At 37.7% G+C, this 13,142-nt stretch carries 10 protein-coding genes and 2 pseudogenes; 6 read left to right on the top strand and 6 right to left on the bottom strand.

The genetic code is table 11. From position 1 onward, the window contains the following. The first annotated feature begins 1 nt into the window (after position 1). From secF to BMX01_RS01585, 4 genes and pseudogenes are all read left to right on the top strand, one after another. The gene (gene secF / locus BMX01_RS01600) at positions 2-976 is read left to right on the top strand and encodes a protein translocase subunit SecF (RefSeq protein ID WP_064082769.1); all 975 of its coding nucleotides are present in this window, start codon (positions 2-4) and stop codon (positions 974-976) included. A 152-nt stretch (positions 977-1,128) separates the two neighbouring features. Then, entirely contained in the window at positions 1,129-1,635 is a 507-nt protein-coding gene (ftnA, locus tag BMX01_RS01595) for a non-heme ferritin (RefSeq protein WP_010945538.1), read from the top strand. Further along, the gene (gene ftnA / locus BMX01_RS01590; RefSeq protein WP_010945539.1) at positions 1,635-2,123 is read left to right on the top strand and encodes a non-heme ferritin; all 489 of its coding nucleotides are present in this window, start codon (positions 1,635-1,637) and stop codon (positions 2,121-2,123) included. Before ftnA (BMX01_RS01595) ends, ftnA (BMX01_RS01590) begins: the two co-directional genes overlap by 1 nt. 161 nt (positions 2,124-2,284) lie before the next feature. Then, a pseudogene (locus BMX01_RS01585) lies at positions 2,285-3,585 on the top strand (NCS2 family permease). Positions 3,586-3,665: 80 nt separating this feature from the next. Here BMX01_RS01585 and ruvB read toward each other — a convergent pair. From ruvB to BMX01_RS01565, 4 genes are all read right to left on the bottom strand, one after another. After that, positions 3,666-4,670: a Holliday junction branch migration DNA helicase RuvB gene (gene ruvB / locus BMX01_RS01580; protein WP_064083046.1), complete on the bottom strand. Its 1,005-nt coding sequence runs from the start codon at positions 4,668-4,670 to the stop codon at positions 3,666-3,668. Positions 4,671-4,725: 55 nt separating this feature from the next. Then, positions 4,726-5,331 (bottom strand): Holliday junction branch migration protein RuvA, encoded by a 606-nt coding sequence (gene ruvA / locus BMX01_RS01575; protein ID WP_064082768.1) that lies wholly within the window; start codon positions 5,329-5,331, stop codon positions 4,726-4,728. A gap of 162 nt (positions 5,332-5,493) precedes the next feature. Next, positions 5,494-6,135, bottom strand: a complete 642-nt coding sequence (gene pyrE, locus BMX01_RS01570) for an orotate phosphoribosyltransferase (RefSeq protein ID WP_064082767.1) — start codon at positions 6,133-6,135, stop codon at positions 5,494-5,496. Positions 6,136-6,236: 101 nt separating this feature from the next. After that, entirely contained in the window at positions 6,237-7,079 is an 843-nt protein-coding gene (locus BMX01_RS01565) for a 23S rRNA (adenine(2030)-N(6))-methyltransferase RlmJ (RefSeq protein ID WP_064082766.1), read from the bottom strand. A 79-nt stretch (positions 7,080-7,158) separates the two neighbouring features. Here BMX01_RS01565 and ampD point away from each other — a divergent pair, with 79 nt between their 5' ends. After that, a complete protein-coding gene (gene ampD, locus BMX01_RS01560; protein ID WP_064082765.1) occupies positions 7,159-7,710 on the top strand; it encodes a 1,6-anhydro-N-acetylmuramyl-L-alanine amidase AmpD in 552 nt (183 codons plus the stop codon). A gap of 184 nt (positions 7,711-7,894) precedes the next feature. On the opposite strand, the gene rluA is transcribed toward ampD, so the two are convergent. Then, on the bottom strand, positions 7,895-8,563 hold the full coding sequence (rluA, locus tag BMX01_RS01555) for a bifunctional tRNA pseudouridine(32) synthase/23S rRNA pseudouridine(746) synthase RluA (protein WP_064082764.1): 669 nt from the start codon (positions 8,561-8,563) through the stop codon (positions 7,895-7,897). Between the two features lie 56 nt (positions 8,564-8,619). Further along, positions 8,620-11,541, bottom strand: coding sequence for an RNA polymerase-associated protein RapA (gene rapA / locus BMX01_RS01550; protein WP_074647634.1), 2,922 nt, complete (start codon positions 11,539-11,541; stop codon positions 8,620-8,622). A gap of 215 nt (positions 11,542-11,756) precedes the next feature. On the opposite strand from rapA, the pseudogene rlmD reads away from it, so the two are divergent. Further along, a pseudogene (gene rlmD / locus BMX01_RS01545) lies at positions 11,757-13,084 on the top strand (23S rRNA (uracil(1939)-C(5))-methyltransferase RlmD). The last annotated feature ends 58 nt before the right edge of the window (positions 13,085-13,142 follow it).

Below are 13,142 nucleotides of genomic sequence, written 5' to 3'. Positions count from 1 at the left end.
AATGTCAGCTATTCAACAAGAAAAAGATATGTCAGACATTAAACTGCCATATAAATTAATTCCATTTATGAAATACCGTTATTTCGGTTTTTTATTCTCATTTATTGTTACTGGATTATGTATATTTTCCATTGTGACCAAAGGCTTTAACTGGGGGTTAGATTTTACCGGTGGGACAGTGATCGAAACGACTTTCTCACAACCTGTCAATTTAGCTGAAATCAGAACCTTACTTAAGCAAAATGGTTATGAAAGTGCGTTAGTTCAAACAACTGGAAGTCAAAAAGAATTAATGATTCGCTTACCTGCCTCAGCGGGTGATATGTCATTAGGTAATAAGATAATGGATTTAGTCCATCGCGATCTTGATGCTAATGCTATCATTAAAAGCGTTGAGTTTGTCGGCCCCAATGTTGGTGAAGAATTAACACAAGGTGCCATTTGGGCTACGTTGGCAACGCTTGGAATGTTATTGCTTTACGTTGGTACACGTTTTGAAATCCGCTTAGCAATTGGTGGTATCTTAGCCCTATTCCACGATGTGTTAGTTACTGTTGGCTTGTTTTCATTTTTACAGATTGAAATTGATCTAACGTTTGTAGCCGCAATTTTATCCGTTGTAGGATATTCATTGAATGACTCGATCGTAGTTTTTGACCGTGTCCGCGAAAACTTCAGTAAAATTCGCCGAGTAACTTCGATAGAGATCATTGATATTTCATTAAGCCAAACGCTCTCTCGTACACTAATGACGTCAATCACCACGCTATTTGTAGTCTTGGCATTATTTTTATTCGGTGGTCCAACAATCCATAGCTTTTCACTTGCCTTATTAATTGGTATTGGCTTTGGTACTTATTCATCTATCTATGTCGCGATTGGGGTGGCATTACAATTAGGTTTAGATCGTGAACATATGATCAAGCCGGTGGTGGAAAAAGAAGGCGCGGATCAACAATCATTTATTGATTACTGATTATTATAGTAATAGCATTTTATTAAATTAGTGTATATAATTTAGTGGCTAATGAAAGGGGTAGAATATTCTGCCCCTTTGTCGTATCTGCATTTCGAAATGAAATTAGCTCTCATTCATCTAAACTTTCAAGCAAAAGGAAAGGAAAAAATATGTTACAGCAAGCTATCGTTGACAAGCTCAATGAACAAATCAATCTAGAGTTTTACTCTTCTAACCTTTATCTGCAAATGTCTGCTTGGTGCTCAAAAAATGGTTTTGAGGGCGCAGCACACTTTTTACTGAGCCATGCTGATGAAGAATTAGCCCATATGCAAAAACTATTCAACTATGTCAGTGAAACAGGTAGTTTGCCGATACTAGGTAAAATAGATGCGCCACAAGCAGATTATCCATCATTAAAAGCGTTATTCGATATGGTGTTAACACACGAAAAACACGTAACCGCTAAAATTAATGAATTAGTGGAAGCCACTTCCGCCGCCAAAGATTATTCAACATTTAATTTCTTACAATGGTATGTTGCAGAACAACACGAAGAAGAGAAATTATTTAGTGAAATTTTAGACAAGTTCTCTGTTGCAGGCGAAGGTAAAAAATCACTTTATTTCATTGATAAAGATTTAGAAGAGTTAGAACAATCACAAGGAGCAGCATAATGTTACCGCAAAATATGGTTCAACGTTTGAACGAGCAATTAAATCTAGAGCTTTATTCCTCTAATTTTTATCTACAAATGTCTGCTTGGGCAGATAAAAATGGCTTTGCGGGTGCGGCTAAATTTTTAAAAGCGCACGCCACAGAAGAAATGCAACATATGCGTCGCTTGTTCAGTTATTTGAATGAAACAGGTTCATCTGTTGAGATTGCGGCTATTGAGGCGCCAATTGCTGAATATGCTTCCCTTAAAGCATTATTTGAAATGGTCTTAGAACACGAAAAGTATATTACCACTAAAATTAATCAATTAGTTGATACTGCTTTTGAAATGAAAGATTATGCCACTTTCAATTTTTTACAATGGTATGTTGCAGAACAACACGAAGAAGAATTCTTATTTAATACGATCTTAAATAAATTCAATTTATTAGGTGAAGATGGTAAAGCGTTATATTACATTGATAAAGATTTAGCCAGCTATCCGTAGCAAAATAATTTATACCTTATAAGCGGTCTATTTTGAAATAACCTAATTAAAATAGCCCGCTTAGCTTAAAACATTCAAAGCACGCGTTTGCTTATCTGTTTATTCTTCTGTACAATCCAGCCCCTTGAAATGATTTTCATCCTTACTTCTTTGAGGTCGTTATGTCTTTATTTAAATTTGAAGAACGTGGTTCCTCTGCCCGCCAAGAAATTATTGCTGGCTTAACCACTTTCTTAGCAATGGTCTATTCCGTGATTGTTGTACCGGGAATGCTTAGTCAAGCCGGTTTTCCTGCTGAATCGGTCTTTATTGCAACCTGTCTAGTGTCTGGCTTAGGTTCTATTATTATTGGCTTATGGGCAAATGTGCCTATGGCAATTGGCTGTGCTATTTCATTAACCGCTTTTACTGCCTTTAGTTTGGTGTTGGGACAAGGCATTTCAATCCCTGTGGCATTAGGTGCCATTTTTTTAATGGGTCTGATTTTTACCCTAATTTCAATTACTGGTGTACGCGCTTGGATTTTACGTAATCTGCCGATAAGCATTGCACATGGTGCCGGTATTGGGATTGGTTTATTCCTATTATTAATTGCTGCCAACCGTGTTGGCTTAGTAGTAAGTAATCAAGCTGGTTTACCCGTAAAAATGGGCGATTTCACTTCATTCCCTGTGATGATGGCATTATTAGGTTTAACTGCTATCATTGGTTTAGAACGTTTAAAAGCGAAAGGTTCTATTTTATGGGCCATTATTGCAATTACTGTGATTGGTTTAATGTTTGATCCAAATGTTAACTATACCGGCTTCTTTAAAATGCCAAGTTTTGGTGATAATTCACAATTCTTAAATTTAAACATTAGTGGTGCACTCAATACGGCTATTTTACCGGTCGTATTCGCGTTAGTAATGACCGCTATTTTTAATGCAACAGGCACAATTCGTGCAGTAGCAGGTCAAGCGAATTTATTAGATAAAGATGGCCAAATTATTAATGGTGGGCGTGCATTAACTGCAGATTCATTTGGTTCTATTCTTGCTGGTTATTTGGTACTGCGCCTGCTGCTGTTTATATTGAATCTGCCGCAGGAACTGCCGTAGGCGGTAAAACTGGTTTAACTGCCGTGGTAGTGGGGATCGGTTTTTTACTGATGCTATTCTTTCAACCACTCGCATTTTTAGTGCCGGGTTATGCTACTGCACCAGCGTTAATGTATGTTGGTTTATTAATGTTAAGTAACGTATCAAAATTAGATTTTAATGATTTTATTAGTGCAATGGCTGGCTTAGTTTGCGCCGTGTTTATTGTATTAACTGCAAATATTGTTACAGGTATTATGCTAGGTTTTTCAACATTAGTGATTGGTCGCATTATTGCGGGTGAATTCAAACAGCTCAATATTGGTACTATCTTTATTGCAATTGCCTTAGTCGCATTCTATGCGTTTGATTTAGCCATCTAATCAATTAACTCTATAAAAAAAGCCCGCTTATATCATTTCAAGCGGGCTTTTTTTCATGCTATGATGCAATAATAGCTATTTTATTCACTCAAACTTATACCTAAATGTGCATAAGTTCTTGTGGTGGCAATCCGCCCTCGGGGTGTTCGTTGTAAAAAACCTTGCTGAATTAGATAAGGCTCCAATACATCTTCAATGGTTTCACGTTCTTCACCAATTGCCGCTGCAAGGTTATCTAAACCCACAGGCCCACCATCAAAACGTTCAACAATCGCCTGCAATAACTTGATATCCATAAAGTCAAATCCTTGCGGATCAACATCAAGCATCACTAATGCTTGTTTAGCAATCTCTGAAGTAATGACGCCATTATTGCGAACATCTGCATAATCTCTAACTCGACGTAATAAACGGTTGGCAATCCGCGGTGTACCACGCGAACGTCGCGCAACTTCATAAGCGCCATCCGCTGATAGATTCAAATTTAGACACGCGGCACTGCGTTTGACGATGGAAGTTAAATCGTCCACATTATAAAATTCTAACCGCTGTACAATACCAAAACGATCACGTAATGGTGAAGTTAATGAACCGGCACGCGTGGTTGCGCCCACTAGGGTAAAAGGTGGTAAATCTAATTTAATCGAACGCGCCGCAGGGCCTTCACCAATCATAATATCTAATTGATAATCTTCCATCGCAGGATAAAGCACTTCTTCAATAGCCGGTGATAAGCGGTGAATTTCATCAATAAATAAAACATCATACGGCTCTAGATTGGTTAACATTGCGGCTAAATCACCCGCTTTTTCTAATACTGGTCCAGAGGTTGTTCGAATATTAACGCCCATTTCATTAGCAACAATATTCGCTAAGGTCGTTTTTCCTAAGCCGGGAGGGCCAAAAATCAGTAAGTGATCAAGCGCTTCATGGCGTAATTTGGCCGCTTTGATAAAAATTTCCATCTGCTCTCTTACTGATGGCTGACCAACATAATCGGTTAATAATTTGGGGCGGATAGCGCGATCAACGACTTCTTCTTCTCGCTGTAGCGAGGCACTAATTATTCTGTCTGCTTCAATCATTTGGTAATAGTTTTCGATATAAATAGCAATTAGGCTCACATAGCCTATTAAGATTTTATAGTGATGCTTTTAGTGCATCGCGAATGAGTTGTTCACTGGTTGCACCGGATTTATGCACTTTTTTGATCATTTTCTCTGCATCGGTTAACTTATAACCTAATGCAAGGAGAGCATCACGCGCTTCTTCTGAAGCATCTATTTCATAGGTGGCAACCATCGTTTCGTGTGAATGCTCTACAAAGAAATCCGTTTGTGCTATTCCTTTAAACTTGCCTTTTAATTCAACTAATAATCGTTCAGCGGTCTTACGTCCAACACCTGGAATTTTAGTTAATTTAACCAGTTCTTCGTTCTCAACCGCATTGGCAAATTGCACAACAGACATTGCGGATAAAATAGCAAGCGCTAATTTAGGCCCAACACCATTCGTTTTAATTAATTCACGAAACAAGGTGCGATCTTGCTTTTGGGCAAAACCAAATAATAAATGCGCATCTTCACGTACGACTAAATGAGTAAAAATAGTGGTTTCTTCACCGACTTGGGGTAAATGGTAAAAACTGGTCATAGGTAATAAAACTTCATAGCCTATGCCCTGTACATCAATAACCATCTCGGGGGGCTGTTTCTCAATAATTTTTCCGTATAAACGTCCAATCATAATTTGCTTCTACCTAAAATCTACCTTGCTAACCATAAAAAATTCCTCGTAATATACTAGGAAGTGTTGTTCAAATAGCATAGCACAAAACTGTATAAAAAAACAGGCTTAGCAAGCGGGCTAATTTATGCAATTTTATGTTACATTGTGAAAAAAATGTCGCTAAACACCATATTTAGCTCGATATTCTCGCATTTTAGTTAAGTAAGGCGCGTATTTAGCTGATTGTTCGATGAAATAAACTAAATCATCAAAATTAATAATTGAATGCACTTGGCAAGCATAATCTCGTTCAACTTCTTGAATAGCTGATAATTCGCCATTTCCTTTCTCTTGGCGGTTTAAGGCAATCATTACACCAGCTAAACTGGCTTGATTTAATTTAATTAATTGCATTGATTCGCGAATTGCTGTGCCGGCTGTAATCACATCATCTACCAATAAAATTTTACCCTGTAAAACTGCGCCAATTAATTGTCCCCCTTCTCCATGCGTTTTGGCTTCTTTTCGATTAAAACAACAAGGTTTATCAATGGCAAATTGATTGGCTAAAGCAACCGCTACTGTAGTGGCGATCGGAATACCTTTATAAGCGGGCCCAAACAAGACATCATATTCAATCTGGCTGGCTTGAATCGCTGTTGCATAATATTCACCTAACTTTGCTAGATCACGTCCCGTATTAAATAAGCCCGCATTAAAAAAATAAGGACTTATGCGGCCTGATTTTAAAGTAAATTCACCAAATTTTAATACATCGCGACTTAAAGCAAATTCAATAAAATCATATTTATATTGTTCCATTTCAATTCCTCTCAAAATATAAGCTAAGCGGGCAATTTAAGCTCACTATTAGCTTAAAAATGGCAAAAAAATCCCCTAGCCACAACAACTAGGGGGATCATTTATTCTGGTGAAATCCAATCAACAACCCAAGATCCTGTTCCTTCTGGTACGAGAACTTCTGTTAAATAAGGTAAAATTTTCTGCATCTGACTCGCTAATTGCCAAGGCGGATTAATCACAATCATACCGCTAGCCGTCATACCACGTTGATCTGAATCAGGCCGTACTGCAAATTCAATCTGCAAAATTTTGCGAATGCCACTGTCACACAAACCTCGTATAATTCGTTTAGTATGTTGACGCCTGACTATGGGATACCAAATAGCATATATGCCTGTTGTAAAGCGATTGTAGCCCGCTTGAACCGCACTGACGACTTGTTCATAATCTTCTTTTAACTCATAAGGCGGATCAATCAATATAAACCCTCGCCGTTCTTTGGGAGGCAAAGCGGCTTTTAGTTGTTGAAAACCATTTTCACGTTTAGTTATTACATTCTCTTTTTTAGCAAATTCTTGACGTAATAATGGGAAGTCGTGTGGATGTAATTCAGTTAAAATTGCCCGGTCTTGAGGACGTAATTGATTAACTGCTAGCAAAGGTGAGCCTGCGTAATAACGTAATTTTTCCCCTTTATTTACTTTTTTCAGCTCCTCAATATAAAAGGCAATTTCTTCAGGTAAATCGATACGTTGCCAAAGGCGTGCAATACCGGCTAAATATTCACCGGTTTTTTCAGATTCTGCACTGAATAAACTATAACGCCCAACACCTGCGTGAGTATCTAGATATAAAAAGCCTTTATCTTTTTGCTTTAATGATTGTAAAATCAACAGTTGTACAATATGTTTGACAACATCCGCGTGATTACCTGCGTGGAAACTATGGCGATAACTAAGCATAATTTTATCTAACTTTTTTCAAATTTAATTGACTAATTCTAACACGTAACCTCATTGAAAAACACTCCCAAGGTGATATATGCAATTAATGATTAAAAATGGCACACTTGTTCAACAAAGACAACTTCCGTCTCCACATTTTAATGCGCGTCCGAAAATAGATGATATTTCATTACTCGTTATTCATTATATTAGTTTACCGCCTGATCAATTTGGTCAGCCTTTTATTGATCAATTTTTTCAAGGCAAGTTAGATTCATCGCTTCACCCTTCTTTTGCACAAATTAAAGATTTACGCGTATCGGCACATTGTTTAATCAATCGTAAAGGTGAAATTACCCAATATGTGAATTTTAACGATGTCGCTTGGCATGCGGGCGTTTCTAGTTTCGAGAGGCGCGAAAAATGTAATGATTATTCAATCGGTATTGAGTTAGAAGGTAGTAATAATCACCCTTTTACTGAAGCACAATACCAATCTTTGGCACAATTAACTCAAGCCATTATGGCTGAATACCCTCAAATAACGATCGATCGGATTGTTGGCCATAGTCACGTTGCTCCCGGTAGAAAAATTGATCCTGGCCAATATTTTAATTGGCGTTATTACAAATCGTTACTCACCACTTAACAATATAAAAAAAGGCTAGGTTTTACCCTAGCCAAAGATTAGATGAATAAAATTTTAAGTCATTTGGATGACGAGCTTATAACAGGACTAATTGTCATAAACTGATTGTAGTGTAAAACATTTATACCAAAAAGTAAAGATATTAAATTGTAAAGCTTAAATATATTTAGCTTAGTTTACCCATTTAAAAAGTGGGTTCTGTATTAAAAGTAATCAATTCAGCAGAAATCGGATGAGCAATCGTCAAACTTTCTGCATGTAAACATAAACGCTGCGCTAAACTTTTCGCTAACGGGTTCGCATAAAATTTATCACCAATAATCGGATGGCCTAATGCTAATGAATGTACTCTTAATTGATGTGAACGGCCAGTAATTAGCGTAAATTTGACGCGCGTAGTGTTATTGGCTAAGTGTTCAAGCACTTCATAATGTGTTGTTGCTTTTTTACCACGCTCATAACAAATTTTTTGTCGCGGTCGATTTTCCCAATCACAAATAAGTGGAAAATTAATTTCTCCCGTTTGCCCTACCCGATCACCTAACTTCCCCCACAGTAAAGCAATGTAATGTTTTTTGGGTTCTCGATCTCGAAACTGCCGTTTAAGTTCTTTCTCTGCCACTTTGCTTAAAGCTAATAAAATAATACCGCTCGTTGCCATATCTAAACGATGCGCTGGTTCAGCAAAGCCATACTTTTGTTGCACTCGGGTCATGACGCTATCGTAATATTCTGGTCGATTGCCCGGGACAGATAATAAACCACTAGGCTTGTTAATCACGACAATATGATTATCGCGATACACTTCCTCTAAAAAAGGATTAAGTGGTGGATGATATTCTATTAATGCCATATTACATGTTCTCGAATGAATAGTTACCGCAGAAAGGTGCTTGTTTTACGCCGCTGTTATGCTTTATTGCTCACAATTACACGTAAACTATCTAACCGCCAATTTGCTTGAGTCAGTTGTGCAAGTGATTCTACTTTCAAATGCTCTAATAATTCAATTTCATCGGCTCGAATATTTTTATTCACCGCTTGTAGTGACGTCAGACGATGTAACTCTGCACTTAATACATTATCCGCTTGTTGTTTTGCGGCTATGATGATTGCTTGTGCTTTGGTTTCGATTTTTTGTTCACTGAGCGTAATCAATTTTTTAATTTGTGTTTGTGCCATTTTAGCAATTTTATTTGCCATCTGTTTATTCACTGGCTTCAACTGTTTTTCTAAACTGGTAAAAGCCACTTGTGACGCCATATCATTGCCTTTGCTATCAAGCAATACCCTAACCGGGGTTGGCGGTAAAAAACGAGTCAGATTTAAACTCTTTGGTGCTTGTGCTTCTACTACATAAATCGCTTCAAGCAATAATGTGCCGGCTGGTAAATTTTTATTAATTAATAATGAAATAGCACACTTGCCAATATCACCTGAAGTAATTAAATCAATGCCATGGCGAATCATTGGATGATCCCAGGTTAACAGTTCTATCTCTTCTCGCATTAATGCTAGTTGGCGATCAAATGTAATCGTTGTTCCTTCTTCGGATAAGCCTGGAAAATCAGACACTAGCATATGCCCTGTTGGATTCAATGCGATCAATTTTTCGCCTAAATCTTCTTGTTCTAAACCGATGATATCAAACAAATTTAAAGCAAAATTTACCAAGTGTGGATTATTATCCTCTTGAGCAATAGCTTCAGCCAATGCTTGGGCTATTTCACCACCATTTGAATTCAATTCTAATAAGCGATCTTGCCCTTGTTCTAATTCCATTTTTAGCTGTTGGCGACGTTTACTGGTTTTTGCAATAAATTCTTCAAAACCAGTCGCTTGAGGATCATTAAAAAAGGATTGTAATGTTTCACTGAATTCAGCGAATAAATTACTGCCCATCGGACAAGCCTCTTCAAAGGCATTTAAGCCACGGTGATACCATTCCGCTAACACTATCTGCATTGAGTTTTTAAAACAAGGGACATAAATTTGTATATCATTTTTTTGCCCGATACGATCCAATCGACCAATACTCTGCTCTAGTAAATCTGGATTATCTGGTAAATTAAATAGCACTAAATTATGCGCAAACTGAAAATTACGCCCTTCTGAACCAATACTAGAACTGATCAACACCTGTGCGCCCTCTTCTATTTGTGCAAAATAAGCCGCAGCACGATCGCGTTCGACAATCGTCATATTTTCGTGGAAAACCGCGGTTCGAATGGCTTCCCGTTCACGCAAAACTTGTGCTAATGTGATAACTATCTCCGCTTGTTTACAAATTATTAATACTTTTTCATCGCGATGATTTTTCAAGAACGTCATTAACCATGCTATTCTCGGATCAAAATCCTCCCAACGGTTACCCATTGGCGCCTGTAGGTTTAGGCGTTGATATAGGCGTTCAGGATAAAAATGATCTTGTGGTTCCATGCTTCCCATCATAGCCCTTACGTTTAAGGCATTTGCATATTGGTCTGGCATTTCTAAGGTAATTTGATGATAAACTCGATGCGGAAAACCTTTAACGCCTTGTCGAGTATTGCGGAATAACACACGGCTAGTCCCATGCCGATCAATTAATGCATTAATCAGCTCTTGACGAACTTGTAAGCGGTCTGATTCTGCTGATTTTTCACTGTTAATGATTTTGAACATTGGTTCTGTATCTTGTTCACTTAACAATTCTGCAATTGCATTTTTTGCCATATCATTTAAGGGTTTATCATTCAATAGATTTGCTACGGCATCAGCAACAGGCTTATACGCTTTTTGTTCTGCAATAAAGGTTGCATAATCATAAAAGCGGTCAGGATCTAGCAACGCTAAACGGGCAAAATGGCTATCTAGGCCAAGCTGCTCGGGCGTTGCCGTTAACAATAATACAGCGGTTATTTTTTTCGCTAGTCGTGCCACAAATTGATAAGCTTGGCTTGATTCTGTAGCAGAACAAACTAAATGATGCGCTTCATCTACAATTAATAAATCCCAATCCGCTAAGAGCACTTGAGTGGCGCGAGTTGTGGCCTTTTCTAACCAATCAATTGAAGCAATGACAAGGGCTTCACTCTCAAAAGGATTTTCGCTGATATCATTGCCGTCTTCATCAGTTTTATCAAAATCACTACAACGTTCTTCATCAAATAAAGAGAAGTTCAAATTAAAACGGCGCAACATTTCCACTAACCATTGATGTTGCAAGCTTTCGGGCACCAACACTAATACACGTTCAACCCGTCCAGAAAATAATTGTTGCTGTAAAATCATACCGGCTTCAATCGTTTTACCTAAGCCTACTTCATCTGCTAATAGCACTCTTGGTGCTACGCGTTGCCCGACTTCTTTGGCAATATGTAATTGATGAGGAATTAAGCTGGCACGAATACCGCGCATAGCGCGTAAAGGCGATTGAAATTGTGCTTGTTGATGTTGTAAGGCTCGATAACGTAATGCAAAACGATCTGAGCGGTCTATTTGCGCAGAAAATAAGCGGTCTTGAGGCTTGCTAAAACAGACTTTATGATCTAATTGCATTTCAGGTAATGCCACTTGTTCGCCATTATCTACTCGGCTGCCTAAGTAAATAACAAAGCCTTGATTATCTAAAACGTCTTCTACATCTAATTGCCAACCGTCAATGCAATTAATTCGATCGCCTTTTTGAAACTGCACGCGTATTAATGGCGTAACCGCTAAAGCATAAATACGTTCTTCTTCAGCGGCAGGGAAGCGAATCGTTACCGTACGATTATCTCGCGCTGTTACTATCCCTAAGCCCAAATTATTTTCTGATTCACTAATCCAACGTTGACCTATTATGAACATTATTATCTCTCTTTCACATTTATGACGGATAAATTTCGTATTATTTTAACAAATTTTTCCGTTTTCAGCGGTCTGATTATGCAACTAATTTACAAAATTAACACAAAAAATACTTGCAATAAGCGCTATCTCTACATTTGAAATCATATTAACTACTTTTTCATATATAATACCGCTCCTTTATTCCAAATTCATTTATACCTTTTAAATAAACGATGGCGATTTTTTACTCTGAAAAACAGCAAAACAGACTGCCAAAAACTGTTGCAAAACGACCGCTAGACAAATTATTAATATCCACTCACTGGATTACCAAGGATTAGGTGTAGCTAAAATCAATGGCAAAACGTGGTTTATCGAAAACGCTTTGCCTAATGAACAAGTGTTAATTCACGTGATTGAAGAAAAACGCCAATATGGTAGAGCAAAAGCCAACAAAATATTACAGGCTTCTCCACTTCGTCAGCAACCGAGTTGTATCAGCTACCCACAATGTGGGGGATGCCAAATGCAACATATTAAGCTTGATGTACAACGCCAAACCAAACAACAGGCATTCTTTAAGCAATTACAACGTTTGCAAACAGAGCCGATTGATTGGCAACCGATGATTAGCGGTCAAGATAAACATTATCGTCGCCGAACAAAATTAAGTATGGCAATACAACATAATCAATTAATGATTGGGTTTCGTCAGCAAAATACTCATCAAATTATTCCGCTTACTGACTGTGAAGTACTAGAACAACCGCTTTCTACATTACTGCCCAAACTACAACACTTATTTGCTGGCTGGAAAATGAAAAAAGCATTAGGCCATATTGAACTAGTTAACGCTGATAATACGCGAGCGATGTTGGTTCGCCATATAGGAAAAATAAATGCTCAAGATCAGCAAATGTTGCTCAATTTTGCAAAAACAGAACAGCTGTCGCTTTATTTAATGTGTGATGAGAATCACATTGAACATCTTTGCGGTGAAGCACCTTATTACCAAATTAACGGGCTAACATTACATTTTTGCATTCGTGATTTTATTCAAGTTAATCAGCCGTTAAATCAAAAAATGGTTAATAAAGCGTTAGAATGGCTAGCAATTACAGCAGAAGATCGCATTCTTGATTTATTCTGTGGCATAGGCAATTTCAGTCTACCGATTGCACAACAAGCGGGTTTTGTAGTTGGAGTAGAAGGTGTGGAGGAAATGGTCAAGCAAGCCAAAATAAATCAGCAAACTAGCGGGTTAAACAATATAGCATTTTACCAAACTAATTTAGCAGAATCTTTTGTTGATCAACATTGGGCTACACAACCTTTTAATAAAGTATTACTCGATCCCGCTCGTCACGGCGCCTTGTTTTGTTTAGATCATTTAATGGCATTAACACCAGAGCGAATTATTTATATTTCGTGTAATCCAGCGACTTTAGTGCGTGACGCTGAAAAACTCATTAGGCATGGCTATAAAATCGCAAAATCAGCAGTGATTGATATGTTTCCACATACGGGGCATTTAGAATCCATTTCAATGTTTATAAAATAGACCCTATAAAAAAAAGAAACCCCGTAGAAAACTACGGGGGAAAATTCTTTTGTTCTAA

This window comes from [Haemophilus] ducreyi (genome assembly GCF_900109315.1).
Classification (GTDB): domain Bacteria; phylum Pseudomonadota; class Gammaproteobacteria; order Enterobacterales; family Pasteurellaceae; genus Haemophilus_B; species Haemophilus_B ducreyi.
The sequence above is the reverse complement of the archived record's forward strand: the minus strand, read 5'-3'. Positions and strand labels throughout refer to the sequence as shown.